The organism is Myxococcus qinghaiensis (genome assembly GCF_024198215.1).
Classification (GTDB): domain Bacteria; phylum Myxococcota; class Myxococcia; order Myxococcales; family Myxococcaceae; genus Myxococcus; species Myxococcus qinghaiensis.
On record NZ_JAKCFA010000041.1, the window covers coordinates 1 to 26665 of the forward strand.

22 protein-coding genes are annotated in these 26665 nt (G+C 68.9%); 12 read left to right on the plus strand and 10 right to left on the minus strand.

Annotation, left to right across the window (positions count from 1 at the left end):
* Positions 1 to 108: 108 nt before the first annotated feature.
* Both LZ199_RS43435 and LZ199_RS43440 read right to left on the minus strand, forming a co-directional pair.
* Positions 109 to 1743, minus strand: coding sequence for an LVIVD repeat-containing protein (locus LZ199_RS43435; RefSeq protein WP_253999715.1), 1635 nt, complete (start codon positions 1741 to 1743; stop codon positions 109 to 111).
* 233 nt (positions 1744 to 1976) lie between these two features.
* Positions 1977 to 2696 carry a hypothetical protein gene (locus LZ199_RS43440; protein ID WP_253999716.1) on the minus strand — a complete coding sequence of 240 codons (720 nt, stop codon included), beginning with the start codon at positions 2694 to 2696 and terminating at the stop codon, positions 1977 to 1979.
* Positions 2697 to 2886: 190 nt separating this feature from the next.
* On the opposite strand from LZ199_RS43440, the gene LZ199_RS43445 reads away from it, so the two are divergent.
* On the plus strand, positions 2887 to 3429 hold the full coding sequence (locus LZ199_RS43445; protein ID WP_253999717.1) for a hypothetical protein: 543 nt from the start codon (positions 2887 to 2889) through the stop codon (positions 3427 to 3429).
* A gap of 45 nt (positions 3430 to 3474) precedes the next feature.
* Here LZ199_RS43445 and LZ199_RS43450 read toward each other — a convergent pair whose 3' ends face one another.
* Both LZ199_RS43450 and LZ199_RS43455 read right to left on the minus strand, forming a co-directional pair.
* Positions 3475 to 4371 (minus strand): type VI immunity family protein, encoded by an 897-nt coding sequence (locus LZ199_RS43450; protein WP_253999718.1) that lies wholly within the window; start codon positions 4369 to 4371, stop codon positions 3475 to 3477.
* The gene (locus tag LZ199_RS43455) at positions 4368 to 5117 is read right to left on the minus strand and encodes a hypothetical protein (RefSeq protein WP_253999719.1); all 750 of its coding nucleotides are present in this window, start codon (positions 5115 to 5117) and stop codon (positions 4368 to 4370) included. Before LZ199_RS43455 ends, LZ199_RS43450 begins: the two co-directional genes overlap by 4 nt.
* 304 nt (positions 5118 to 5421) lie before the next feature.
* Here LZ199_RS43455 and LZ199_RS43460 point away from each other — a divergent pair, with 304 nt between their 5' ends.
* From LZ199_RS43460 to LZ199_RS43470, 3 genes are all read left to right on the plus strand, one after another.
* Positions 5422 to 6831, plus strand: coding sequence for a M16 family metallopeptidase (locus LZ199_RS43460; protein ID WP_253999720.1), 1410 nt, complete (start codon positions 5422 to 5424; stop codon positions 6829 to 6831).
* On the plus strand, positions 6828 to 8297 hold the full coding sequence (locus LZ199_RS43465; RefSeq protein ID WP_253999721.1) for a M16 family metallopeptidase: 1470 nt from the start codon (positions 6828 to 6830) through the stop codon (positions 8295 to 8297). The genes LZ199_RS43460 and LZ199_RS43465 overlap by 4 nt, the downstream gene beginning before the upstream one ends.
* Positions 8298 to 8589: 292 nt before the next feature.
* Positions 8590 to 10149, plus strand: a complete 1560-nt coding sequence (locus LZ199_RS43470; protein ID WP_253999722.1) for a hypothetical protein — start codon at positions 8590 to 8592, stop codon at positions 10147 to 10149.
* 49 nt (positions 10150 to 10198) lie between these two features.
* On the opposite strand, the gene LZ199_RS43475 is transcribed toward LZ199_RS43470, so the two are convergent.
* The 3 genes from LZ199_RS43475 to LZ199_RS43485 all read right to left on the minus strand — a co-directional run bounded on the left by LZ199_RS43475 (position 10199) and on the right by LZ199_RS43485 (position 13587).
* Entirely contained in the window at positions 10199 to 11347 is a 1149-nt protein-coding gene (locus tag LZ199_RS43475; protein ID WP_323390332.1) for a DUF1615 family protein, read from the minus strand.
* Positions 11348 to 11638: 291 nt separating this feature from the next.
* Complete coding sequence (locus tag LZ199_RS43480) at positions 11639 to 12448, minus strand: hypothetical protein (RefSeq protein WP_253999724.1); 810 nt, start codon at positions 12446 to 12448, stop codon at positions 11639 to 11641.
* 329 nt (positions 12449 to 12777) lie between these two features.
* Positions 12778 to 13587, minus strand: a complete 810-nt coding sequence (locus LZ199_RS43485) for a hypothetical protein (protein ID WP_253999725.1) — start codon at positions 13585 to 13587, stop codon at positions 12778 to 12780.
* 298 nt (positions 13588 to 13885) lie between these two features.
* On the opposite strand from LZ199_RS43485, the gene LZ199_RS43490 reads away from it, so the two are divergent.
* On the plus strand, positions 13886 to 14995 hold the full coding sequence (locus LZ199_RS43490; protein ID WP_253999726.1) for a sensor histidine kinase: 1110 nt from the start codon (positions 13886 to 13888) through the stop codon (positions 14993 to 14995).
* A gap of 15 nt (positions 14996 to 15010) precedes the next feature.
* Here the strand turns inward: LZ199_RS43490 and LZ199_RS43495 are convergent, their stop codons facing one another.
* Positions 15011 to 16816, minus strand: a complete 1806-nt coding sequence (locus LZ199_RS43495) for an acyl-CoA dehydrogenase (RefSeq protein WP_253999727.1) — start codon at positions 16814 to 16816, stop codon at positions 15011 to 15013.
* A 488-nt stretch (positions 16817 to 17304) separates the two neighbouring features.
* On the opposite strand from LZ199_RS43495, the gene LZ199_RS43500 reads away from it, so the two are divergent.
* Positions 17305 to 18516 carry a serine hydrolase domain-containing protein gene (locus LZ199_RS43500; protein ID WP_253999728.1) on the plus strand — a complete coding sequence of 404 codons (1212 nt, stop codon included), beginning with the start codon at positions 17305 to 17307 and terminating at the stop codon, positions 18514 to 18516.
* Positions 18517 to 18533: 17 nt separating this feature from the next.
* Here LZ199_RS43500 and LZ199_RS43505 read toward each other — a convergent pair whose 3' ends face one another.
* Positions 18534 to 19097, minus strand: coding sequence for an ECF-type sigma factor (locus LZ199_RS43505; RefSeq protein WP_253999729.1), 564 nt, complete (start codon positions 19095 to 19097; stop codon positions 18534 to 18536).
* A 326-nt stretch (positions 19098 to 19423) separates the two neighbouring features.
* On the opposite strand from LZ199_RS43505, the gene LZ199_RS43510 reads away from it, so the two are divergent.
* A complete protein-coding gene (locus tag LZ199_RS43510) occupies positions 19424 to 21544 on the plus strand; it encodes a methyl-accepting chemotaxis protein (protein ID WP_253999730.1) in 2121 nt (706 codons plus the stop codon).
* Between the two features lie 142 nt (positions 21545 to 21686).
* On the opposite strand, the gene LZ199_RS43515 is transcribed toward LZ199_RS43510, so the two are convergent.
* Complete coding sequence (locus LZ199_RS43515) at positions 21687 to 21986, minus strand: hypothetical protein (protein WP_253999731.1); 300 nt, start codon at positions 21984 to 21986, stop codon at positions 21687 to 21689.
* A gap of 176 nt (positions 21987 to 22162) precedes the next feature.
* Between LZ199_RS43515 and LZ199_RS43520 the strand changes: the two genes are divergently transcribed.
* From LZ199_RS43520 to LZ199_RS43540, 5 genes are read left to right on the plus strand one after another with little or no spacing between them, the layout of a single operon-like run.
* A complete protein-coding gene (locus tag LZ199_RS43520; RefSeq protein ID WP_253999732.1) occupies positions 22163 to 23098 on the plus strand; it encodes a proline racemase family protein in 936 nt (311 codons plus the stop codon).
* Positions 23095 to 24231: an NAD(P)/FAD-dependent oxidoreductase gene (locus LZ199_RS43525; RefSeq protein WP_253999733.1), complete on the plus strand. Its 1137-nt coding sequence runs from the start codon at positions 23095 to 23097 to the stop codon at positions 24229 to 24231. The genes LZ199_RS43520 and LZ199_RS43525 overlap by 4 nt, the downstream gene beginning before the upstream one ends.
* Positions 24224 to 24493, plus strand: a complete 270-nt coding sequence (locus LZ199_RS43530; protein ID WP_253999734.1) for a (2Fe-2S)-binding protein — start codon at positions 24224 to 24226, stop codon at positions 24491 to 24493. The genes LZ199_RS43525 and LZ199_RS43530 overlap by 8 nt, the downstream gene beginning before the upstream one ends.
* Positions 24486 to 25763 carry an NAD(P)/FAD-dependent oxidoreductase gene (locus LZ199_RS43535; protein WP_253999735.1) on the plus strand — a complete coding sequence of 426 codons (1278 nt, stop codon included), beginning with the start codon at positions 24486 to 24488 and terminating at the stop codon, positions 25761 to 25763. Before LZ199_RS43530 ends, LZ199_RS43535 begins: the two co-directional genes overlap by 8 nt.
* Positions 25760 to 26650: a dihydrodipicolinate synthase family protein gene (locus tag LZ199_RS43540; RefSeq protein ID WP_253999736.1), complete on the plus strand. Its 891-nt coding sequence runs from the start codon at positions 25760 to 25762 to the stop codon at positions 26648 to 26650. The genes LZ199_RS43535 and LZ199_RS43540 overlap by 4 nt, the downstream gene beginning before the upstream one ends.
* Positions 26651 to 26665 lie beyond the last annotated feature (15 nt).

Genomic DNA, 26665 nt, shown 5'->3' on the forward strand with positions numbered 1-26665 from the left:
CTTCTCCACCACCTCGGTCTCCTCAACCCGAGCCTCTTTCACCACCGGATTCATCGTCCCTGCCTGGCTCGCCCTGCACACTAAACTGCTGGGTACGAACTGTCTCACTCACGTTGGCAGAGAGGGCTCGTTGAAGATGAGCAGACCCCGGGCCGTGTCCACGACGTACACGTAGCCGTCTCCCGGGACGCGGATGCCAATGGCGCCATCGGTCATCCAGTCACTCCGGCCGGGGTCTGACTCGCGGAAGGTGTTGAAGTGGGCGATTTCGCGCGGCTTGGGCGGAATGGAGACGTCCAGGACCCGCAGCCCCTCCTGGTAATAGGTGATGTAGAGCCGCTTGTCCTTGAGGACCATGTTGTGGATGGAGGCGTGGTAGCGGAGCTTGTACGTGCCGATGAGCGGGATGTTCGTGGGGTCCGTGACATCCAGCACGCGCAGATGGGTTCCCACGCCTTCGCCTCCCTCGAAGGCGATGGTCCTCCCAGCGAAGGTGCCCACCGCGCCCGCATGGCTCATGGACGAGCTGTTCTCGGTCTGGAACGTGTACGTGCCCAGCTCGCGCGGGTTCAGCGCGTCCTTCACGTCGAAGACCACATAGCCCGAGCTGAAGTGGTTGATGTAGAGCCGGTCCTGGTAGGCGAAGGAGTCGTGCGCCGAGGGGAGATAGGACGTGGTGTCGGAGACGACGATGCGGTTGAGCAACGTGGGGTCGAGCGGCGTCGAGATGTCGAACACGAGCGTCTCACCGGTGGGCGCGGGCCCGGGCGACACGGCATACAGCCTGTCGCCGTCCACGAAGAGGGTGTGCACGTCGATGGGCTCGCCTCCTGGCACACTGCGCACGAAAAGAGGGTCCGCGGGGTTGGAGATGTCGAACACGATGACCCCCGAGCTCTTGCTGGCGACGTAGAGCGTGTGGTCCTTGGCCCACACGGCGTTCCAGTACGAGTCCCCCGGCAAGGTGATGCTCTTCTTGAGGACGGGGTGGCTCGGGTCGCTGACGTCGAACACCGCGAGCCCACCCTCGGTCTGAGCGAAGAGGTTGATGGAGACGACGTAGGCGTGCTTGTGGGCGACGTAGACGTCCGCATGGGTCCCATTTTGAGGGACATCCGTTTCGGAGATGAGGCGCAGGCCACCCGAGGACTCGCTCTCTCCCCGGCCCCAGGTCATCCGCGCGGCCTCGAAGGTGCCCCGGGTGGACGCCTTGCCATTGGCGCAGCGGGCAAAACAGCCCGTCACCAACCCCTGACTCGACACGCCACAGCCCCTGAGGACCGTCTGCCGGACGACGCCCCTCTGGGTGTACTGCGTGGAGATGTGGAAACTTCCCGTCACCTGCTGCCGTGTGAGGGGATTGCCGTCCAGGGTCCCCGTGCCGCCGTCCTGGGGAATCCGGATGCCGACGTAGTCAGGGAAGCCCGAGTCGTGACGCATGGACACCCCATGGATGCCATGCGACTCCAAGGCGTCGAGCGCGGCGAGGTCACACTTCGACAGGTCGAAGAGTGACGGGTCGTCGCAGTCGACGGCGGTGCCTCGCGTCGGAGTGAAGGAGCACTGCGCATAGGGGCCCGGGTCGACCCAGTCCGTGGGCTCGACGAGCGGCGTGTACGTCCCGTCCCAGGGTTCCACGGGCGGAGGCGGCGGCTCCGCCGGTCCCGGCTTGTCGGAGCAGGCGAAGCACAGCAAGGCACAGCCAAGGGCAAGCGCGTGGAGGGACGGTGAACCGAGGGCCATGGCGAGGCTCCTGTCAGGGGGCGTCCGGAGCGGACGCCGCACTCGAAGAGAGCGATTAGCGCAGGGTTCCACCTCGGGTGCGTATGGCAAAGCCTTCGCCCGGCGGGATGAGATTCACCGGGCAAGGATTTCTTGCACATCGGACGAGCGGGTCCTTCGGAGCCATCCATCAACCCTGAAGACCAGGCCCAGGGCGGACAGGGCCCGCGCGCGGGGCGCGACAACAGGGTGTCCTACGCGGGATGGCGTCGCAGCCAGCGAAAGACAAGCAGATGTCCGAACAGGGCGGCCTGGACCAGGACCACCGGAAGCCAGACGAAGGGCGCGGTGGTGATGACGGTGTTGCGTGGCGTGGCCTCGAACACCCGGGCGAAAGGCGGAGACGCGAGGACCGCGATGGCGACGATGGTGAGCAGGAGCACCAGGCCCGCCGTGTTCCATGTCCACACGAGCGCTCGGGGCGCACGTCCCCGGTGGATGAGCCACGCCATCACCGGCGCCGTCAGCCCCGTGAGGATGTCGAAGTTGAGTTTCTCGAAGGTCATCTCGACCGGCACCACGCCCTCGCGATGGAGCGCCCAGAGCGCCACCTCCACGGCGACCCGGAAGACCTGGAACCCGACGAGGGACTCCAGCGACAGGCCGCGCACCAGCCGCTCACCGAAGCGGGACTTCGCGAGCACGAGCGTCAACACCGTCGCCGGCAGGATGACGCCGAACACCGCGGGCGGCAGCGAGTCCATGTTGGAGAGCGCTCCGCGAGCCGCGAGCACACCGCTCACTCCCAGCACCCCGGCGATGATTCCAGCGGACAGGGCGGTCCAGCCGGCCCGCTCGCTCAAGCTCTCTCCGAGCCGTCTCCCCGCCCACCAGGTCGCAGCCACGAAGAGGCCCGCGACGGCCAGGACCAGGACCACGAAACCGCTCGTGACGGCGGACGACGGCGTCTGCATGGTGCCTCCCGATGAACTCCCAGGCCGTGGTTCTAGCTCGGCCCGTCGTGACGGGGCGAACCGTCCGTCAGGTCCCGGGCTGGAGGGCGACCGCCACGCGGAGTGGAGGCGAGCGGACGTCTTCGTGCGAAGCGGGGTGCACGAGGGGCCCGGGGCGGGGTAGAGAGGGGGCTCGGAGGCGTGAAAAGCGATGGACGCGAATGCAGTGGCGGAGCTGGAGAAGGCGGGCGTGAGGGTGGACGCTCCGGACCGGCTGTTTGTCGCCGTGGAGTGGGAAGACCAGAAGCACGTGGTTCCCGTCGGCGCTCGCGCCCTGGTGCGGGCCGGCGAGGTGACGACGCATGTCACCCTCCAGCCCATCTCCAAGCTGTGGACCGGTGACAAGAAGCCCCCCAGCTTCGCCAAGACTCCGCCCCCCGAGTACCACCCGTTCTTCATCCTCATCGAGGCGACCGCCGCCGGCTACTGCCGCGCCGTGCGCAACACGGAGACCGACCAGGAGTTCGAGCGGCTCTACCGTCACCTCGCCCGGCGCCCGGATGGCACGGACCGCAATCCCCTGTTCTCGTACCTCCAGGGCGCGGCGCGCCTCTACATGTCCTTGCGCGACGTGAGCCAGGCCGAGTTCGAGGCCGTCGCCCACCGGCTCCACCAGTCCGCCAAGCACCACCACACGCACGTCGGAAGCATCAACTACTTCCAGGACGTGCTCCGCGGCGTGCTCGGGGCCTGAGTCGCAGGAGGGGCGCTCCTGGACGTGGGGCGCCCTGGCTTGTCTTCAATCGATGAAACGGCGTTCCCAGCGGCGCAGCTCCGCGGCGTGCTCAGAGCCCGCGAGTCGCTGCTCGTGAAAGAGCCAAGGCTCCAGTGTGGTGGCGAGCTTCCGATATGAAGACGGCACGGCGCCGCGCTCTGTGTCTCCTGCCTCGGGTTCTGGAGAGAGCACGATAGCGACTCGCTCATGGCTCAATTCCAACACGGTGCCTCCCGTTGAGCGCAGTTGCTCACGGAGTTTCACCGCGCCTCCTGCCGCGCTCAGTACCGGCTCTCCCAGGAGCGTCATCCAGGAAACCGTGCTGATTCCCGTTCCGAGCTGCCATGCAAGCCGGTCCATCCGAGGGAGGTCCATCCCGGGATGCCTGCGGCACCACTTCCAGACCTCGGCCTCGATGCCCACCAGGTCCATGTCGCAGTTGAAGGCAAGTCCTGCGTGCCCGGAGTTGAAGGGGAGGGGCTCGGCCAGCTCCAGCACCAGCGTTCGTAGGGCCTCGGGACTCGCCTCCTCCAGATACTCCGTGGGCAGCCAGAAGCTCACCGCGCATACCGTGTCCGACGTAGTGCTACCTGCTGTTCGACGGCCGCGATAGTCGAAGCGATACCGTTTCTCACCCGTGGCATCCCGAAGGTCGAGGACCGCGCCATGGGGCTCGAGAAGCTCATCTCGAATGCTGTTCCAGCCAGCCGAGTCAACGGGCTCCCAATCTCCCGCCTCCTCGACGTAGTGGCTCAGTGCGCCCGAGGGAACGACGCGACGATAACACTCCAATGCGCGCAGGACGGCGGGGGCTACCTCCGCGTGGGAACGGCGCATGTAGAAGTGGATGTGGAGCGAGTCCCGAATCACGAGGGCTCCGCTGGTCGCGTGAACGCGGATGCGAGGACGATGCTCAGTCATCGCACGATTCCGAGTCGAGGGACGATGCGAAAGGCGCGCACTCCGAGCACCTGCTCATACAGCTCTCCTTGGAGGAGGCCTTGATGGCAGTGTCCCTTCGGGTATTTGCGCCAGGGGGGCGCTTCATCGACGTTGGCGCATGGGAACTTGAAGTCGTAGATGGCTTGCGCCTGCCCGGGGTGGCCCGCATGGATGACGACATCGGGAGCGAGCGTCCCACGAAGCTCGCCTCCATTCCCAGACTGCTTCAGCGCTTGGATGTCCGCCTCGGTGACCACCTTCGTCGTGCCGGTGTTCGTGTCATGGCGGTAGCAGGGCTCCAGGCTGAAACCACCCGGGCGCAAATGCGTCAGAGCTCTCTCGGCACAGCGCAGCGCCGCTTCGTGCATCTCCATCCCAAGCAGCATGGCTCGACTCAGGCTCCTGCCCGAGGCGTCGCGCACCAGTTGCTTGCATTCCTCTCGCGAGGGTATCGGACCCGCGAACTCCTCGCGATGCGCCAGGAGGACTTGCGAGCGTGACTGGTCCGCACACCTCACGAGTGCTTCTTCAATGTGGGCCTTCGTTCCTCCGTCCAGAATCCGAAGCGCTTCATGAAGCGAGGCTCCCAGTGTGGCCGCGGCATGTCCTGTTGTCTGGACGAGGTCCTTCCCGGCAATCGCGGCACAGGTCTCCGTCTGTTGCCGGCAGGTGTTCGAGACGGTGTCGAAGCGATAGCTGCCTGCTCGCTGTGCGGGCGTCGTCATGCATCCAGTAAGGAGCAGGGGGAGGGATGCCACGAGCAGCCACCAAGAAGAGGGAGGGTCGAGGGTGGGGGAGACGAGGCGTGTCGAAGACATGGGGCGTGAACGAAACCTTGGACCTCGTGGCGAGGGCTCCTGCACCGTGGGTATGTGCGAAGGTAGCCCATGCCCAGGTCCGGTGGACGCTCCGCGGTGTGCTCGGGGCCTGAGCTTCACCTGTCCTCCAAGGTAGGTACGGGGGGCTGAAACTGGAATATCGTGCGCCGCCGCCCGTTCCCGGGCGTCTTCCTCTTCGACAGGAGCACGGATGTTCCGTCAGTCCCTCCTCTGGACGTCGTGCCTGGCGCTGCTGGTGGCTCCCGCCGCCGACGCCCAGGCGCAAGGCAAGGCGGCCTCCAAGCCCGCCGCCGCGTCCACCCAGAAGCTCGGCGCCAACGTCGAGACCCGCACCTTCAAGAACGGTCTCAAGGTCATCGTCTGGCCCGACCACGACATCCCCAATGTCGCCCTCTACAACTGGTTCCGCGTCGGCAGCCGCAACGAATACCCAGGCATCACCGGCCTGTCCCACTTCTTCGAACACATGATGTTCAACGGCGCCAAGAAGTTCGGGCCCGGTGAGTTCGACCGCGTCATGGAGGCCAACGGCGGCTCCAACAACGCCTTCACCTCCGAGGACGTCACCGTCTACCAGGACTGGTTCCCTCGCTCCGCGCTCGACATCATCTTCCAGCTCGAGGCAGACCGGCTCCAGCACCTCGCCTTCGACCCCAAGGTCATCGAGTCCGAGCGCGGCGTCGTCTACTCGGAGCGCCGCTCCGGCGTCGACAACAACAACATGGGCGCGCTCGCCGAGCAGGTCCAGGCCACCGCCTTCGTCGCCCACCCGTACCAGTTCCCCGTCATCGGCTGGCCCTCCGACATCGAGTCGTGGCGCATCGAAGACCTCCAGCGCTACTTCAAGACCTACTACGCCCCCAACAACGGGACGCTCATCTTCACCGGCGCCGTCACCCCGGCTGAAATCTTCACGCTCGTCGAGAAGTACCTCGAGCCCATCCCCGCCCAGCCCGCTCCCGAGCCGGTCCGCACCCTGGAGCCCGAGCAGCAGGGCGAGCGCCGCGTCGTGGTGAAGAAGGTCTCCCAGTCCCCGCTCCTTCAGATTGCCTACCACGGCATGTCTGGCAAGGACGCCGACGTGGAAGCCCTCACCCTGCTGCTCAACATCCTCGGCGACGGCGACTCCTCCCGCCTCCACCGCCGCCTCGTGGAAGAAGAGCGCGTCGCCATCCGCGCCGGCACCATGTACACGCCCGGCTTCGACCCGGGCCTCGTCTGGCTCACCGCCGACCTCCCCACCGGTGGTGATTTGGCGCGCGCCGAAGCCCTCATCACGGAAGAGCTGGCGCGCGTCGTGAAGGACGGCGTCACCGACGCGGAGCTGCGCAAGGCGCGCAACATCACCCTCGCCAACTTCTGGCGCTCGCTGGAGACCATCAACGGCCGTGCGTACGCGCTCGGCTCGTCCGAGGTCTTCCGCGGCGACTACCGCAAGGTCTTCGACTCTCCCGCGCGCTTCGAGCGCGTCACCCGCGACGACATCCGCAAGGTCGCCACCCGCATCTTCGTCCCCGAGCGTCGTACCGTCGGCTGGCTCGTCCCCACCGAGGCCGCTGACACCGCCACCCCCGCCACCCGCAAGGAGGCCGCGCGATGATTGCCCCCCTCACCTGGAAGACCGTCCTCGCCGCCGTCCTGCTCTCCTCGGGCTCCGCCGCCGCCCAGGGCGCCGCCCCGTCCAAGCCTCCGTCCGCCACTCCCGCCGCGCCCCAGGGCGTCACGCTCCCCAAGCCCACCACCGTCACGCTGAAGAACGGCGCGCGCGTGCTGCTTGTGGAGCGCAAGGACGTGCCGCTCGTCGCCTTCAGCGCGTGGCTGCGCGGCGGCGCGCTCGCGGACCCCGCGGGCAAGGAGGGCCTGGCCGCCCTCACCGCGGAGCTGCTCCAGAAGGGCGCGGGCTCGCGTGACGCGCGCCAGTTCGCCGAGGCGGTCGACGGCGTCGGCGCCGTGCTGGAGACGAGCGCCGAGCTGGAGAACCTGGTCGTCAACGGTCAGTTCATGTCCCGCGACAGCGCGCTGATGGTGGAGCTGCTCGCGGACCTGCTCACCCGCCCGCGCTTCGCCCAGGAGGAGCTGGAGAAGACGCGCTCGCGCATGGCCTCTGAAATCACCGCCGCCAAGGATGGTGACCCGCGCGCCCTCATCAACACCTACTTCGAGGCCTTCCAGTTCGCGGGCCACCCCTACGGCACGCCCGTGGACGGCACCGAGGCCTCCCTGCCGGGCCTCACCCGCGAGGACGTGCTCGCCTACGCCAAGAGCCAGCTCGGCGGCGACAGGCTCATCCTCTCCGTCGTCGGTGACTTCGACAGCAAGGCGCTCGCCGCGAAGCTGGAGGCCGCGCTCGGCGGCTGGGCCCGCGCGGCCAGCCCCGCCCCGGAGGTCGCCACCACCACCGTCTCCAAGGGCCGCCGCGTCCTCCTGGTGGACAAGCCCGACGCCACCCAGACGTACTTCTCCATCGGCAACACCGGCATCGCCCGGAACGACCCGGACCGCGTCACCGCCAACCTGGCGAACACGGTGCTCGGCGGACGCTTCACCTCGCTGCTCAACACGGAGCTGCGCGTGAAGTCCGGCCTCACCTACGGCGCCCGCTCCGGCTTCTCCCCGAGCGCCCACCCCGGCCCGTTCGTCATCAGCTCCTTCACCCAGACGGACAAGACAGACAAGGCCATCGACATGGCGCTGGATGTCTTCACCCGCTACCGCAAGTCCACCATGGATGACGCCATGCTGGCGTCCGCCAAGTCCTACGTGCTGGGCCAGTTCCCGCCCCGGCTGGAGACGGGCTCCCAGGTGGCCGCCAAACTGGCGGAGCTGGCCTTCTACGGCCTGGACGCCACCGACGTGGACGGCTTCGCCACCGCCGTGACGGCCACCACCCGCGAGGGCGTGGGCACCGTCATCCAGCGCGTGCTGCCCGCCCCGGAGAACCTCACCTTCGTGCTCATCGGCAAGGCGTCCGCCATCCGGGAGATGGCTCGCAAGTACGGCACCGTCACGGAGATGAAGATTTCAGACAAGCGCTTCGCCCCGCCGCCCGCGCCCGCCAAGCGCTGAAGGCCGGCTCCCGCGCGCGTCAACCGGGCCCGACATCCCCTCAGTCATCACGCCGTGAGGCGTGGGGTTGAGCGTGCTTCGCCCAAGGCCCCGGCGCTCCTCGTGACGCCGGGGCCTTCGTGTGTCTGGTATCGAGCGGGACACGCGTCCTGCTCGCGCTCAACGCACGGGCCTCCCATGGGGTATCGGCGGGGCTGTGAATGCTTGCGTGGTGAGGGCCTGTCCGCCGGCCTGGAATGAGTGCCGTGGTATCGGTTTTGGCGCATCATTTCTCAGGCGACCGGGGTCTTTCATGAAGCCGTTGCGGAGGTCCTCCCTGCTGGGCACGACGTGTGTCGTGTGGCTGGCGGGGTGTGGAAGTGGAACGTCTCCCGATGAGAGGGATTCCCAGGCGACAGGGCAGACGCTGCTCGCCGATGACACGGTGCTGGTGACGAAGACCACGCGCTTCTACACGTCGGTGGGAATCGCCGAGCGCGCCGAGGACCTGTCGGACAATCCCCCTGAAATCCACGTGTACGACGGGGCCCGCTTCTCGCGCATCACTGGCTCCGCGGTGCCGGGAGGCTGGCGCTTCACGGGCGTGCCACGTGGGGAGTACTACCTGCGCGCGGACACCGGCAGCAGGGTCGACATCCTCACGTCCGCGCGTCACGTGGACCTGGGCATCAACCAGTGGGGGCGTCCGGACGCCGTCTACACGGACGTCGACACGTCACCCGCCCGGCTCCACCTGCGAAACCTGTCGCCCTGGATGCCGTCCACAGGTGATTACGAGCCAGGCTCCAGTCTCCAGGCGGTCTCCTCCCAACTGGACCTGGCCGGCCCGTTGTTACCCTTCGACGAGCCGCCCGAGGGGGCGACCTCCATCGACAACGGTGAGGCGCTGATGCTGAGCTACAGCCGGAGCAGGATTCCCGTGTTCCATGCGGACCGCGGGGACCGGCTGTATGTCAATCAGCTCAGCGGATTCATCGCGGGTGGACTGACCGATGGGACGCGCGTGGGGTACTCCGCCGTGGACCGCTCCGTGGAAGTGGAGCCCTTCGACTTCGTGCCGGACTGGCTGACGTCCATGCCCCTCACCGGCGTGCTCCAGCCGCTGGAGCCGCGCGAGGTCACCCTCGATTTGCGCCTGTCCGAGTTCTCCCGCCTGGCCGTGGAGGGGCACCCGCGCGCCTCGCTCCTCCTGTCCTATTTCGAGATTCGCCCCGCTCCCCACAGCCAGGTGGAAGGTTGGTTTGGCTATGCGGGTGAGCTGCTGTCGATGTCCCTGCCCCTCGGAGCCGCGACTGACTTCACGGGCCACTTGCGCTTCGGCAATCCGTATCCGTCGGACTGGGGCGTGGTCGGCAGGTTGGGCCAGAGCTACGCCTCTCCGGCACCATCGCCGAGCAACCCGGCGCGTTCCTTCAACCTGACCGGGCACTATTTCGCCATCGACGCGCTCGAGAACCTGCTCTCAGGCCCGGTGGTCCCGAAGCTGTCGCCGCCGCGCTCCTTGCGCATCGACCGGAAGTCGGCCAGCGAGCCGCGCGAGGTGGGCTCGCTCCATCCCGTGATTTCCTGGGCCCCTCCGACGGTCGGCAAGCCCACGGGCTATGAGGTGCGGGTGACGAAAATCCATCCGCAGTTGGGGCTCATGATGAACATGGGGCCCATCTATGTGCCCGGCTCGGTCCGGGAGCTGCGCGTGCCGCCCGGCAAGCTGGAGCGGGGGACCTACAACTACGTGAGGGTGACCGCCATCGAGGCCCCCCACTGGGACGTGGAGCAGGCTCCGCTCCGCACGCTGGAGACGGTGCCCTACCACTCCTCCACCGCCTTCGGCTCCCTCTTCTTCGTGCCGTGAGGTCGGGCTGTTGATGGCCATGGCGTTCGTCGTGACGCCGGGGTTGTTGTCACTTGGGGCGGGCGGTATTCCGGGGCGGAGCGGGCGGCTTCGTCAGCGCGCGGTAGCGGCCCTGGCACTTCTGGTAGCGCGCATCCACGGAGCGCGCGAACCACGCCGTGGTGCGCTCTCCCTTCAGCTTGGGGCTCTGGAGCGTCACCTGCGGAAGCTGCGCGTAGGCGGGGGACTCTCCCGTCTGGTTCGCGTACACGCGCTTCACCGCGCGGAAGGTCTCCGTGGACTCGAAGGCTTCTTCCTTCTCCTTCTTCACGTCGCGGCGGACCTGGCGCTCGCTCAGCTCCGGGGCGTGGTCTCGACGGAAGGCGAGCAGCGCCGCCAGGGACTTGCTGTCCTCCGCGCGGGGGTCGCCGTTCTTGTCATAGAGTTGCAGGTCTCCGTCGAGGACGAGGGACACGCGGGTGAGCTGGCTCACCTGGGCCTGGAGCGCGGCGTTGCGCGAGGCGTAGACGCCGGCGTTGTAGTCCGCGAAGCGGAAGAGGGGCTGGGGATAGGCGGCCTCGAAGCCGAGCAGCCGCGCCGTGCCGAAGCGCACTCCGCCCGCGCGCGTGTACAGCGACTCGCGCACCTTCACCGGGTCCGCGTCCTCGCCTTCCTTCTCCACCGCGTACCGGACGCTCACCTGCATGGAGCCCGCGGTGGTGACGGGGTTGAGGTCCTCCAGGCGCCGCGAGGAGAACAGGGCGCTGGCCAGGTTCATCGTCGCGAAGGTCGTGGGGTACTCGGCCTCGTAGTACGCGAGCATGTCGCGGAAGAGGCGGTCGAGGTCTCGTTCCGTGCGCACGGTGCGCAGCCGCTCGTCGAAGGTGCGCTTCTGGCCGGCGGCCTTGCCCGCGAGCACCGAGGCCAGCGCCTTGTGGCCCAGCGGGCCCAGCGTGTCCGCGTGTTCTTCCAATCGCGTGCGGACCATGCGCGACAGGTTCGGCACCGCCGGGTCCGACTGGAAGCCGGATTCCTGTTCGATGATGGCGAGCACGGAGCACACGGCCGAGGGCGATGGCGGGACGTCCTCCGCTTCCAGCGCGTCGAGGACGTCCCGGGCCCAGCCCTCGCGCTCCTTCACGTGGGGCGGGAGGAGCTGGGTGACCTGCTGGGCCGTGAGACGCGGAGGGGGAGGTACGGTGGGCTCGGGCGTGCGCACGCCTCGCGGGGTACATGCGACGAGCGCGCAGACCAGGGCCCAGGCGACGCGTCCATGTCCGCGCCGCCGCGTTCCGGTTCCACCTGGGCCTGGGTCATCCATCCGCTGTTGCCTCCGGGCACGACTCGAGGTTCCACCGAGATTCGACGGTGGAACAGCCGGCGCGGTGACATCGTCCCGCCGCCGGGGTCCTCGACGGCGGGGCTGCGGGGCCATTCACTCCGTGACTCGGGGCGTCATCCTACCTTGCCCCGGGTGGCGGAGGGAGTGGGTTCCAGGCGGAGTCCTGGCTCAGCGGCGGATGCGCACGTCGCGCGCCACGGAGCGCCCACCCATGAGGACGAAGCGCGCGCGCACGGGCGTGCCCTCCTGGAGCTGGCGCAGTGAGACGCGGCGTCCCTGGCGGACACCCTGGCTGCGCTCGTCGAGCGTCAGCACGTAGTCGCTGCCCTCGCGGTCGCGCACGGTGATGGTGTCGCGGCCCACGCGGGTGACCCTGCCGCTCACCGCGCTGGAGGCGATGACCACGTCTTCGAGCGAGCGGTTCGAGGTGTTCTCCGGGAGCGCGGCCTGCGCTGCGCGCGCGGCGCCCTTGAACCAGTCTTCATCGTCGCTTGCCTGGACCGCTTCGGTGCCGATCATCACCCTGCCGGCCCCAGGGGCCTGGACCGCCGCGCTGCCCGGGGTGGTGCTGGCCGTGGCGCCGGAGGCGGTGGTGCTGGTGCCGGTGTTTCCGGCCGCGGTGTTGCCGGTGGTCCTCGCGGCATTGCCAGTGTTGCCGGCCGCGGCGCCGCTGGCCGCGGTGTTGCCGGTGTTCCTCGCGGCATTGCCTGTGCTGCTGGTCGCGGTGTTGCTGGTGCCCGTGGCGTTACCGGTGCTTCTCGCCGCCGTGTTGCCTGCGCCCTGTGCATTGCCGGTGTTGCTGGCTGCCCTGTTGCCAGGGGTGTTGCTGGCAGCCGTTTGGCCCGTGCTCGGTGCATTGCTGGTGTTGCCCACCGCTGTGTTGCCCGGGGCCCGTGCGCCGCCTGTGTTCACTGCGTTGCGCTGCGCCGCGGCGGAGTCCCGCGTGGCGACGGTCTGCCCCGCGACGCCGCCCGCCATGCTCGGCGGCGGTAACTCCTGCTCCGACTGTCCATTCACGGACCTAGCGCTACCGGCGGGCTCCTGCCCTTGCCGCTCGGCACACCCGGACACCCACGCGCAGAGACCCAACATTCCCACCCACGCCCATCGCCTGCCCATCCAATCACCTCGCGTTCCCATTCCGCGTTACGTGCCAGGAGATCTGTGCAAGAGGCGTGCTCCTATCAACCAGGGCGTGGGCCTGAGTACTCGTGAGGGCTCATCATGGCTGCGCACCAGGCGACCGAAGAACCGGGTTGCTCGGTTGCCTGCTCGCGAGGCGCTTCCGGAAGCGCGGCCCGCGTTGCTCAGGCTGAAAGCGCGCGGGCCACGGCCTTCACATGCGAGCGCACCAGCTCACGCGATGCCATCAGCTCCGTGGCGTTGGCGGGGGTGTACCCCAGGCACAGCACCACGTCGTCCTCGGGTGCGGCCCGCACGCCCAGCTTCATGTAGTCGAGTATTCGCGGCACCGGCTCACCCTCCGTGTCGCGCGTGAAGCGCCCGAAGACCGCTGCGTTCGGGTCTCTCCGGGGCGCCGTCTCCTTCAGCGCGAACAGCCGCCGCACCGCCGTGAGCACCTCCGGCTTCTCCACCATCCGCTCCGGCTTCGCCGGCCCCGCCAGCTCCCACTCCAGCAGCCGCAGGCACCCGCGCACGAACTCCACGTCGGTGATGACGAGTCCATACAGATACCAGTCCGCGCACGCGGCCTGCACCAGCTTCGCCTGCGCGTCGGTGAGCCAGCCGAAGGACGGACACGTGAAGGTCTCGCACACCGACGAGCGATAGACGCCGCAGTCGCGCAGGTCCGCGCCTCCCGTCACCTTCGGATGCCCCAGGCACCCCACCTGCTTGCGCTCCCGGTCCAGGAAGCCCAGCAGCGGACACACCCGGACGGCGTCGAACATCGGCGCCGCGCGCCGGGCGGCCACCAGCTCCTTCGCCGCCGCGTGCCAGGCCTCCGGCTCCATCGGCGCTCGACGCAGCCGCTCCGTCTGCATGGCGAGCTGCTCCGTCAGCGCGATGCGGGAGTGGTCCTTGAAGTTGTAGAGGCCACAGCAGGCGCCGCACGAGGCGCCTCCACCGGGCTGACACAGGTGGAAGGAGACCGTCACGGGGCACATCTTACGAGCACCAACGATTTATGCAGCAGAATCGTAGCGGGCAGGCGAGCAGCCGTGCCACCCTCCTCATGGACTGGCTGTAGAAGTCAGCGCGCCTGGGAGGGAACTGCCTGGCGGCTCGCTCGCGCGTAACCCGTCGGGTCGCGGTCTCGAAGGCCCTTGCTCGACTGCTCGCCGTGCCGGGTGCCACCTGTGGAGCGGCGCCACGCATGAGCGGCGCTCCGACGTGGGCTGCTCCTTGAGTATTACCCTTCGGAGAGCGGGTGCTCCGAGGAAGGGGAACTTCTCCATGGCCACGCCGGACCAGAAATCGCGACCTGAACGTGACGACACGGATGAAAGCCTCCGCTTGGAGCGGGAGAAATCCGACGACGAGTACAGCAACAGGCAGACCGTGATTGAGACGGAGACGGATGCCGCTGTCGAGACGTCCCGGGCAAGGGCTGACGAAGTCCTACGAGCGACCCGCGAAAACGCGGATACGCGGATGGCCCGGTCGCAGGCACCCATCTCCACGCGGAGGAGCATCGCGCGGGAGCGGGCACATGACGACGCAGCCCTGCTCGGGGAGCGGGCGACCGCTGACGAAGAGCTGCAAGAAGAACGCGTGGAGCGCCAGCGCGCCCTGGCCGCCCTCCTTCGCACGGAACGAGAGGAGACCAACGCCCGGCTGCTGATAGAGCGGACATGCGCCGACGATGGCCTGGCGGCGCGGGACCAGTTCATGGCGATGGTCAGCCACGACTCGCGTGCGCTGCTTGGGGGCATCGCCTTGCAGGCGACCGTGCTGAAGCGGGATGCCGCCGAAAACGAGGCGGGCGGCAAGACCCTCCACGCCGCGGAGAGAATCCAGCGGTTCACCGCCCGGCTGACCCGGCTGATTGAAGACCTGCTGGATGTGGTCAGCATGGAGGCGGGCATTCTCCGCGTCGACCCCACGGTGCAGGATGCGACCGCGCTCGTGCGGGAGTCTCTCGAGGCGTTTCAGCCCCTGGCCTCCGTGCAGGGCCTCTCGCTTGACGCGGAGATACGCGGCGACAGGCTGATGGCGAAGCTCGACCATGAGCGCATCCTTCAGGTGCTCGGCAACCTGTTGACCAATGCCATCAAGTTCACGCCGGCGGGCGGCGCTATTTCGCTTCGAGTCGAGCCGGTGGACCAGGGCGTTCGCTTCTCGGTGACGGACACGGGCTCCGGAATCCCGAGCCATCAATTGGAGGAGGTGTTCCAGCGTTTCTGGCAAGCCCGCGGCGAAGACCGCAGAGGGCTGGGGCTCGGGCTCGCCATCTCCAAGGGCATTATTGACGCGCACGGTGGGCGGATCTGGGTCGAGAGTCAGCCAGGCAAGGGAAGTACCTTCTCGTTCACGCTGCCAGGTGCTTCTTCCTCACCCGCATAGTGCTCAACGGTGGGCTCAGAACCACTCGGGCTTCATCCGCGCGTAGGAGTCCTCGCCGGTGCGGCACAGGTCAATCAGCAGGGGGATTCGGGGCAGCTCCACGGCGAACCAGTACTGCGCGGCGGCCAGCTTGCCCTCGTAGAAGTCCGCGTCGCCCGAGCCTCGCGCGAGGCCCTCCTTCGCCGCCGCGGCCTGCTCCAGCCAGCGCCACGCCACCGCCAGCACGCTGAACAGGTCCAGGAAGTCCGCGCTGTGACGCAGCATCAGCTCCACCTCTCCCGCCGCGCCCCGCGCCCCCAGCTCCGCGACGAGTCCCGCCACCTCGCCCGTGGTGCGCTCCAGCGCCTCACCCCACGCGGGGTCCACGCCCGCCTTCCGAGCCCGCTCCACCGTGCGGCCCACCGCGTCCGCGAAGGCCGCCAGCGCCGCGCCTCCACCGGCCACCACCTTGCGACCCAGCAGGTCGAGTCCCTGGATGCCCGTGGTGCCCTCGTGGATGCTGTTGAGCTTCTGGTCCCTCAGCCACGCCTCCGGCAGGTACTCGCTGGAGTATCCATAGCCGCCGTGCACCTGCACCGCGAGCGCATTGGCCTCGAAGCCGCGCTCCGCGGGGAAGCTCTTCGCCACCGGCGTCAGCAGGTCCACCAGCAGCCCCGCGCGCTGACGCGTGTCCTCGTCCGTGGCGTGCGACGCGAGGTCCGCCTGGTACGCCGCCGTCACCAGCAGCGAGAGGCCGCCTTCGACAATCGCCTTCTGGCGCAACAGCATGCGGCGCACGTCCGCGTGCTCGATGATGGGGTGCTGCGGGCGCGTGGCGTCCTTGGCTCCCACGGGCCGACCCTGGGGACGCTCGCGCGCGTAGGCCACGGCCTCGTGGTACGCGACCGACGCGGTGGCCACGCCGTTGAGGCCCACCATGATGCGCGCCTCGTTCATCATCTGGAACATGCACGCCAGCCCGCGCCCGGGCTGTCCCACCATCCACCCTCGGCAGTCACCTGACTCGCCGTAGTTGAGGACGAGGCTGGGGATGCCCTTCCAGCCAATCTTGTGGATGACGCCGGCCACGCGGACGTCGTTGTCCACCAGCGCGTCACCCTCGCGCCGCCGCGCCGGCACCGCGAACAAGGAGATGCCGCGCGTGCCGCTCTCCACGCCCTCGGTGCGCGCCAGCGTGAGGTGCACGATGTTCTCGGTGAAGTCCTGGTCCCCACCGCTGATGAAGATTTTCGAGCCCTGGATGCGCCACGTCCCGTCCGCCGCCAGCGTCGCGCGCGTGCGCACGTCCGCGAGGCTGCTGCCCGCCTGCGGCTCGGTGAGCGCCATGGTGCCCGTCCACTCACCCCGATAGAGCGGCTCCATGAAGGCCGCCTTCACCTCCGGCGTGCCGAAGGCCTCCAGGAGATGCGCGGCGCCGTGCGTCAGGCCCAGGTAGGCATACGCGCTCAGGTTGGCCGCCATGAGATAGGCGCTGGCCAGCGCGTGGACGGTGAGCGGAAGCTGCTGGCCTCCTACGTCCGGAGGCCGGGTGGCGGTGAGCATCCCCAGCTCCACCAGCCGCGGGTACAGCTCGCGCATCAGCGGATGGACGTGGACGCGGCCCTTGTCGAAGGTGGGCGGCTCCACATCGAACGTCCGATAGGTGGGGTAGAGCACCTCGCGCGCGAAGCGCCGGGCGCTGTCCAGCAGCAGGCCGAACGTCTCTCGGGAGTGCTCCGCGAAGTCGGGCAGCTCGCACAGGGTGGCGACCCGCACCACCTCGTCGAGCTGGAAGTCCACGTCGCGGTCCGACAACAACGGATTGGGGCGGGGCGCGGTCATCCCCCGGTTGTTAGCAGGAGCGTTACCAGGAGGCGATGGCGTCTTCGAAGTCGACCGCCTCGTCGTCCCACGACTCGTGCGCCGGTTCCGTGCGCGTTCGCAGAGCGGAACGCCGCCAGCGCTTTCCCGGTCCACGCGGTGACTGGTGTCGCTCACCCAGGGCTTCCAACACGGCGAAGGTCATCGTCTCGGCTCCCAATGTCCTGCTGTCCACGGGGCGCCGCAGCCGCCCCAGGATTTGTCGTCTCCGAGGTCCCTCGGCCCAGGCCGAGCATGATGTGCACCACATGACAGGCTCCTGCTCCCCGGAGGCATTCGTTTCCGCTTGCACGTCTGGCGGATGAAGGTGGGTCTGGACCTTCGTTCATGCCATGTGGGGAGCGCTCCCCCCTTTGCCGTCCGTAGGCAGGGCGACGGACGGAGCGAGCGATTGTCTGCTCGTCTGCCATGACACTCCGGGCCTCTCACCGGCCGGTCCCCGACTTCTCGTGAGATGGTTTTACGCGGTGCGGCGTCGGGCCCTGGCCCTCTGCGCGCGTGACGGCGGCGCGTTCTCGTCCATCATCTCGCGCATGAACCGCCCCGTGCTCGGAGCCGTCCTCGTGCCCGTCCTCTCGCTGCTCGTCGGCTGTGCCGGCGCCACGTCGAACGTCCGGCGACCTCAGGAGGTGGATGCGCTCTTCGCGGACTACGACGCGCCAGAGCGGCCGGGTGCCAGCGTCGTCGTGCTCCATGAGGGAAAGGTCGTCTTCAGTCGCGCCTATGGACTGGCCGACGTGGGGACTCGGACGAAGGCCACGCCGGAGAGCCACTACCGGCTGGCCTCGCTCTCCAAGCAGTTCACCGCGATGGCCGTGCTGCTGCTGGTGGAGGAGGGGAAGCTCCGGCTGGAGGACCGCGTGGTGGACGTGCTCCCCGACTTCCCTTCGTACCTCGGCGAGGTCCGCGTCCATCACCTGCTCCAGCACACCTCCGGCATCTGGGACTACGAGGCGTTCGTCCCGGCCACGCAGACCGAGCAGGTGAAGGACCGCGATGTGCTCGCGCTGCTCTCACGCGCGGACCGCACGTACTTCGCGCCGGGGAGCGCGGTGCGCTACAGCAACTCCGCCTACGCGGTGCTCTCGCTCGTCGTGGAGAAGGTGAGCGGCGTGTCCTTCGCCCGCTTCCTTCGCGAGCGCGTCTTCACGCCGGGCGGCATGGCCTCCGCCGTCGCCCACGAGGAGGGCGTCTCCACCGTGCCCCAGCGCGCCTACGGCCATGCGAGCCGCGACGAGGGCTTCGTGCCCAGGGACCAGAGCAACACCAGCGCCGTGCTGGGCGATGGCGGCATCTACGCCTCCGTCGTGGACCTGGCCGCGTGGGATGTCGCGCTGGACGCGGACACGCTGGTGGACGCGAAGGCGCGGGCGCGCGCGTGGACGCCGGTGAAGCTCCCGGACGGCGCCTCCGGACGTTATGGCTTTGGCTGGTTCGTCGACGAGGACCAGGGCCGCACGCGCCTGTCACACCATGGCGAGACGTGCGGCTTCACCAACGCCATCGTGAAGTATCCGGACCAGCGCCTCACCGTCATCGTCCTGACGAACCGCGCGGGCGGCGCGCCGTGGACGCTCGCGCAGCACGTCGCGGACCTGTGGCTGGGCACGCCTGTCACGCCGCGCCCCTGGCCTTTCGAGAGCATGGCCAACGCACACTGAAACAGCGCGGCGGGCCTTCAGTGGCTCAGCCGCTCCGTCAACCAGACACGCGCGTAGGACCAGTCTCGTTTCACCGTGGCATGTGACACACCCAGCGCCGTCGCCGTCTCGTGGAGGCTCAGGCCCGCGAAGTAGCGCAGCTCCACCAGCCGGGCGAGCCGAGGCTGGAACGTCTCCAGCTCCAACAGGGCCCCCTCCAGCTGGAGGACCTCCAGGTCGGGGCCCGGGTTCTCCACGTCCAGGTGGCGGATGCTCAGCCACTCCCGCCGCGCGTCACGCCGCTGATGCAGCCAGGCGCGAGCCCGGTCCACCAGCACCCGCCTCAGCGCCTGGACGGCGACGCTGAAGAAGTGGCGACGGTCCTCGGGTTGGAGCGCGTCCGTCCCGAACAGCCGCGTCCAGGCATCCTGGAGTAGCACGGTGGGCTGTAGGGGATTGTGGGGAGCCGCCTCGGGTTGGACCTGGACCATGCGGGTCATCCGCCGCAGCTCCCGATAGGTCGCCGCCGTCAGCGCGTCCCTCGCGCCCAGGTCTCCCTCGCGTGCACCCTCCAACAAGACCGCCAGCTCCGTCGTGCTCATGGTGTCCCCCGCGGCCCGACTCGGGCCGCCCCACGGACGCTTCCTTCCGCGTTCCTCCTTAACGACGGATTGGCCGGGAATCCTTGAGAGATCGGGAAATGACCCTCATGCGGAAACCATCTCTGGTTCCCAGGAAAAGAGGTGGACGTCCGCGAATCGGGCCCGAGGGGGGAGCGGACGTCGCGAGCGCTCAAGCGGGCACTCGCGTTTCGATACATCCCATTTGAAACATCGACATGGGACAGGAATGCGCGCTGGGCAGACAGGCGGGGTGGGTGAGACCCGTTTACATTCATGCGACAGAAGCCCGAGCATCGTGTTCATCCATGAGTCTGCTCCGCGGTTCGGGTCGCGCGTCGATGGGCTGTTTCGTCTCGGGTGTTTCATCGGGGGTCTTCACCTGGCTTCTGTTCATCGTGCTCGTGCTCGCTCCATCGGCGCGGGCGGCGGGCGCCGAGAGCGTGGTGCTGGAGAGCGGGTGGCGCTATCGCTGGGGTGACTCACCGATGGGGCCGGATGGCGTGCCCGCGTGGGCGCATGAGGCGGACCGGGAGGACTGGCTGCCCATGGTCGCCGCGCGTGAGCCGCCGGAACGCGCGTCGAACACGTTCCTGTGGGTGAGCATCCCCGTGCCGAAAGGCACGTGGGTGGAGCCCGCGCTCCACCTGGCCACCGTGGCCAACGCGTTCGAGGTGTACGCCGGTGGCCGCCGCATCTACGCGAATGGGACGCTGCGCTCCTCGGGCGTCGAGTCGGTGGAGACCATGGCGTGGAGCCAGGTGCCGCTGCCCTCCTCGGTGGGTGGCACGCGGGTGCTGCTGCGCATCCAGAGCAACGGGCCCATCATCGGCGTGGGGCAGGAGGCGCGGGTGGGGCCCCGGTACGAGCTGGCCGGTCAGGCGATGCGCGAGGGACTGGCGCCCTTCGTCATGGGCGTGCTGCTGCTCGTCGTCGCGGGCGTCGCCGGGGTGGCGGCGCTGGTGCGGCGACAGCAGCGGATGCTGGTGGCGCTCACCGTCTTCTCCAGCGGCTCGGGGCTGTTGCTGCTGGGCTCCAGCGGGTTGTTGATGTCCCTGTGGGGCGCGAACCTGCTCACCAGCCAGCTCACGTTGCTGGGGGCGTACACCCTCCTGCCGGGGCTGGGGTGGTTCATCTCCGACAGCATCCTGGAGGGCGAGCTGCGCTGGTTCCGCTGGGGCGTGGTCGCGATTGCCGTCCCCGCGGCGATTCAGGGCGCGCTGCTGTTCGTGGACCTGGGGATGATGTACCGGCACCTCACGTTGCTCACCGTCTACTCGCTGCCCTGCTTGTTCGTGTGCCTCATCGTCGCGGTCAGGGCCGCGTGGCGGGGCAACCCCGATGCGCGCATCTTCGTCGCGGGCCTGTGCGTACTCACCTTCGTGTGCGTGCTCAGCACGCTGCCCGTGCTCGGGGTGATGGAGCAGACGGGCACGCAGATGCACTGGGGCTTCGTGGCGCTCACGGTGTCGCTGGTGTGCATCGTCGCGCGACGCTCCACGCTGGTGGTGCGCTCGCTGGCGTCCCACACGCGTCAGCTGGAGGCGCGCCGCAAGGACGTGCGGGAGCTGGCTGAGGGCATGGGCACCGGCGCCGGAGAGCTGGCGACAGTGGTCCAGCAGCTGCGCACGTCCAGCGACGCGCAGACGGTGGGCATCGGCCGTCAGGCGACGGCGCTCAAGGAGCTGGAGCAGACGGTGCAGGAAATCCGGCAGGGCTCGTTGGTGACGGCGGACAAGACGCGGCTGCTCGCCAGCTCCATCGTCGTCGCGGAGGAGGCGGGCCGCGACGGTGGCACGGCCATCGACCGGACGCTGAACAACCTGGAGGCCATCCGCGCGGAGGTGTCGGAGATGGCCCGGCGAATCCTCGCGCTGGATGCGCGCACGCGGGAGATTTCCGGCATCGTCGACACGGTGAAGGGACTGGCGGACCAGTCCAACATGCTGGCCGTCAACGCCGCGATTGAAGCGGCGCGCAGCGGTGAGCATGGCAAGGGCTTCGCCGTGGTGTCGCGCGAGGTGCGCAGCCTGGCGGACCAGTCCATCCTCGCCACGCAGCGCATCCGCGAGGTGCTGGAGGGGGTGAACGCCAGCATGCGCGAGGCCGCGAAGATGAGCGAGCAGGGCGAGCAGCGGGTGAAGGTGAGCCTGGACGCGGTGCGCATCTCAGGCTCACAGCTCCAGAAGCTGGCGGGCATCATCGGCGACACCAGCGGCAGCGTGCGCCAGATCTCCATGGCCGTATCCCAGCAGGACGCGGGCACGTCCCAGATAGCCATGGCCATCAAGGACCTGTCCGGACAGATGCAGCAGACCCTGCGCGTGGTGGAGGAGACGCAGAAGGTCGCGCGCTCGGTGCAGACGCTGGCGGAGACCATGTCCGGCTCGGCGCGGAAGGCGCTCGAGTCGGGCTCGCTGAGCGCGTGAGGCGCGCCGTGCTTCAGGGCGTCGGGCAGGCCGAGCGCCGCCATGGGCGAGTCGCCGATGACGACGCATGGCCTGCCTGACCACGGGACCCCCGCGAAAGTCGCGGAGGTCTCTCTCTATCTCCTGACAGGACTCCGCGAGCTCAGGGGTCGATGGGGGCGGGGCAGAGGGGGAAGTGCGCGCCGCACGCGAAGCGCTGGGTGCAGTAGTCCCCCGCTTGCGAGGGCCACGCGTAGGCCGTCCCATAAGGGGCGCCCGGAGGACAGTCCAAGGTGTGCGCGCTGACATGGCACCACTCGGCGGGGTCACACTCCCAGGGGCCGGAGAGCGACTGCTCGACAGCCCGGGGAGATCCCTCCGAGTGCTGCGACTCCGTGCCTTCACCACAGCCCGTCAGCAGCAAGGCCACCACGACGGCTCCGCTCCACGTCTGACGATTCATTGCACGCTCCCTGGGATTGAGGGAGCGTGAGTTCACTGCCAGTGGCCGCCGTCTCCAAGGAGAATCGCCGGGCATTTGCGTGATTGCCACGCGAGTGTGGTCGAATCTCCCAAGAAACGGCGCCTCGGGGCTCCTAGGGTGGCTCATGGGAGGCCCGGGTAGAGGGAGCGGTCCGCATGCGGCGCATTCGTGTCATCGACAGTCATACGGGCGGTGAGCCCACGCGCGTGGTGATTGACGGAGGACCCGAGCTGGGGACGGGCGACCTGGCGAGTCAGCGCGAGCGCTTCCGCGAGACGTTCGACGCCTTCCGCAAGGCCATCGTCTGCGAGCCCCGTGGCTCCGACGTCATGGTCGGTGCGCTCTTGTGCCCGCCCGTCCACGCGTCGAGCGTCGCCGGCATCATCTTCTTCAACAACGTCGGCTATCTCGGCATGTGTGGCCACGGGACCATCGGCGTGGTGAAGACGCTGGAGTACCTGGGCCGCATCGGTCCTGGGGTCCACGCGTTGGAGACTCCCGTGGGCGTGGTGAAGGCCACGCTGCATCCGGATGGCCGCGTCAGCATCGCCAACGTGCCGAGCTACCGGTGGGCGCACGACGTGGCCGTGCCGGTGCCGGGACATGGCGAGGTCCGAGGGGATATCGCCTGGGGTGGCAATTGGTTCTTCCTGTCCCGCGCCACGCACCTGCCGCTGGAGTTGACGCGGGTTCCCGCGCTCCTCGCGTACACGTCCGCGCTCAAGCAGGCGCTCGTGGACCAGGGCATCACCGGAGAGGGGGGCGCCGAGATTGACCACGTGGAGCTGTATGCCCCGTCTCCGTCGTCAGGGGTGGATGCTCGCAACTTCGTGCTGTGCCCCGGGCTGGCCTATGACCGGTCTCCATGCGGCACCGGGACGAGTGCGAAGGTCGCGTGCCTCGCCGCCGAGGGCGTGCTGGCGGAGGGCGTGACGTGGGTGCAGGAGAGCATCCTCGGCAGTCGCTTCGAGGCGCGCTACGTGCGCGATGGCGACCGCGTCCTGCCCACCATCACCGGCACCGCGTCCGTCAACGCGGAGGCGACGTTGCTGGTGGACCCGACGGACCCGTTCGCCTGGGGCATCGGATGAGCGCCTTCGACTGCGTCATCGTCGGCGGTGGCATCGTCGGCGCGGCGCTCGCGGATGTGCTCAGCGCGGAAGGAGTGTCGGTGGCGCTCGTGGAGGCGCGCTCCATTGGGACGGGGACCACCGCGTGCGGCATGGGGCACCTGGTGGCCATGGACGACAACGCGGCGGAGCTCGCGCTGACGGCGTGGTCCGTGGCGCTGTGGCGGGAGCTGGCGGACGGACTGCCTCGCACCGTGGAGTACGACGCCTGCGGCACGCTGTGGCTCGCCGCCGATGACGAGGAGATGGCCGCGGTCTCCGCGAAGGTGGCCAACTACCGCGCCGCGGGAGTCCGGGCGGAGGTGCTCGACAGCGCGGCGCTGTATGAGGCCGAGCCGGCGCTGGCTCCGGGGCTCGTCGGGGCGCTGCGGGTTCCTGAGGATGCCGTGCTGTATCCACCGGTCGCCGCGCGGACCTTCGCGCTGCGTGCGCAGGCTCGTGGCGCGCGATTGATGACGGGCTGTCAGGTCCGCGAGCTGCGCCCGGGAGGTGTCATGCTCGCCAATGGCGAGTTGCTGACGGCGCGGCATGTCGTACTCGCGGCGGGCGTGGCGAGTCCCTTGCTGTGTCCTGGGTTGCCCATCTCGCCTCGCAAGGGACACCTGCTCATCACCCGACGCGGTGCCCCGGTGGTGCATCACCAGTTAGTGGAGCTGGGCTACCTCAAGAGCGCGCATGGGACGGATGGCGCCTCCGTGGCCTTCAACGCGCAGCCTCGCGTCACGGGACAGCTCCTCTTGGGCTCGTCGCGGCAGCCAGGGGATGGGACTCGGGAGGTGGATGCGAAGCTCCTGGAGCGGATGCTGAAGCGCGCGGCCCTGTTCCTTCCGGGGCTCGATGGGTTGCAGGCGCTGCGTGTCTGGACGGGGCTGCGCCCGGCGACGCCGGATGGACTGCCGTTGTTGGGTCCCCATCCGGAGAAGCCGTGGCTGTGGCTTGCGTGTGGCCATGAGGGCCTTGGCATCACCACCGCCACGGGCAGCGCGCGACTGGTGGCGGACCAGCTGCTCGGGCGCGCGAGTGTCATTGACGCGCGTCCTTACTCCCCCGCGCGCTTCCTGTCGGCGTCGGGTCATGAGGTCGCGCATGCGTGAGCCCGCGCCGAAGAAGGCCTCGGTCGTCACCCTTCGCATCAACGGGCGTGAAGTCACGGTGCCGGTGGGGACGTCTGTCGCGGCGGCGCTGGCGATGACGGACAGCTTCGTCAGTCGCGCGGACTTGAGCGGGCGGCCCCGTGGACCTCTGTGCGGAATGGGCGTCTGCTTCGAGTGCCGCGCCACCATCGACGGTGTCCCCGAGGTCCTCATGTGCCTGACGCCGTGTCGCGAGGACCAGACGGTGGTGACCGATGCGTGAGGTCTGTGACCTCGTGGTCGTCGGTGCTGGCCCAGGCGGGCTCGCCGCCGCGTGTCGTGCGGCCGAGGCGGGGCTGGATGTGCTCGTCCTCGACGCCCAGCCGGAGCCCGGTGGACAGGTCTGGCGAGGCGAGGCGCGACAGGGCTCGAATCGCCTCGCGCGTCGCTGGCTCACCCGGTTCTCCGCGTCAGGCGCGCGCTTTCGTCCAGGTGCCCGGGTCATCGCCGCGCCCGAGCCGGGTGTGCTCCTGGTGGAAGAGGGCCCGTCCTCGTTCGCCGTGCGCTACGGCCGCGCGGTGCTTGCCACCGGGGCGCGCGAGCGCTTCCTGCCGTTCCCCGGATGGACGCTGCCGGGCGTGCTGGGCGTCAGCGGACTCCAGGTGCTCGTGAAGGATGGCCTCCCCATCCGAGGCAAGCGCGTGGTGCTCGCCGGCACGGGCCCGTTGTTGCTCGCCGCCGCCGCGACGATTCACTCCCACGGTGGCGAGGTCCTCTACATCGCCGAACAGGCCTCCGCCGCGAGCCATTGGGGCTTCGCGCTCCAGCTCTGGCGTCAGCCGGCCAAGCTGCTCCAGGGCGCCTTGATGTCAGCGAAGCTCGTCAGCGTGCCCACGTCCACGGACGCCTGGGTCACCGCCGCTGAAGGCGAGCGCCGTCTGGAAGCCGTCCGTCTCTCCGTTCGCGGTCGCGAGGAACACCTGCACTGCGACTACCTGGGCGCGGCCTACGGGCTCGTGCCCAACCTGGAAGTGGCGCGGCTGCTCAGCTGTGAGACCTCGGCCGGCGCGGTGGTCGTCGACGACCGCCTGGAGACACGCGTTCCCAAGGTCCACGCCGTGGGCGAGCTGCTCGGCATCGGTGGCGTGGACCAGGCGCTCGTCACCGGAGAGCTGGCGGGACTCGTCGCCGCCGAGCAACCCGTTCCCTTGGAGCTGGAGCGCTCCTGGCACCGCGTGCGGACCTTCGCCGCCCAGCTCGCGAGGCATGATGCGCCGCGCGCGGAGCTGCTCCGATTGGCCACGCCGGACACGCTGCTGTGTCGCTGCGAGGACGTGCCCATGTCCGCGCTGGAGGGCTGTCAGAACCTGCGCGAGGCCCGGCTGTATGCACGCCTGGGCATGGGCGCCTGCCAGGGCCGCACCTGCGGCACCGCGGCGCAGACCCTCTTCGGTTGGACGGGCGAAGACGTGCGCCCGCCGTGTCTCCCCGCGCGCATCGGCAGCCTGCGCATCCCCTCGGACGTTTCCTCTACCCCTACGAGAGAGTCATGAGCCTCTGGACTGGTGTCCTCCCCGCCATCACCACCCCCTTCAACGCGGACCTGTCCGTCGACCACGGCACGGTGCGCTCGCACGTGCGCTGGCTGGTGTCGCAGGGCTGCACCGGCATCATCCCCTGCGGCTCCCTGGGCGAGGGCGCGACGCTGAGCCTGGAGGAGAAGGCCGCGGTGATGCGCACGGTGGTTGACGCGGTGAAGGTGCCCGTCATCCCGGGCATCGCCGCGCTGTCCACCTCTGAGGCCGTGCGGCTGGCTCGCGCCGCGGAGGAGGCGGGCTGCGCTGGCCTCATGGTGCTGCCCCCGTATGTCTATTCGAGCGACTGGCGCGAGATGAAGGCGCACATGTCCGCCGTCCTGCGCGCCACGAAGCTGCCGTGCCTGCTCTACAACAACCCCGTTGCCTACAAGACGGACTTCACCCCCGCCCACCTCGCGGAGCTGGCCGCCGAGCACGACAATGCGGTCGCCGTGAAGGAGTCCTCCACCGATGCTCGTCGCGTCACCGCCATTCGCGCCCTCCTGGGAGACAGGCTGGCCCTGGGCGTCGGCGTGGATGACTGCCTCGTCGAGGGTGTGGAGGCGGGCGCGCGCTTCTGGGTGGCCGGACTCGTCAACGCCTTCCCCGCCGAGTCCGTGCGGCTGTTGGAGCTGTCGCTCGCCGGAAAGAAGCAGGCCGCCTTCGAGCTCTACCGCTGGTTCCTGCCGCTGTTGCGCCTGGACACCGTCACCAAGTTCGTCCAGCTCATCAAGCTGGTGCAGCAGGAGGTCGGCTGGGGCCATGAGCGGGTGCGCGGGCCTCGGCTGGAGCTGGCGGGAGCGGAGCGTGAGGAGTGCCTGCGCGTGCTGCGCGAGGCCCTGGCGAACCGCCCCGCCCTGTAGCGTCGTGGTGTGAAG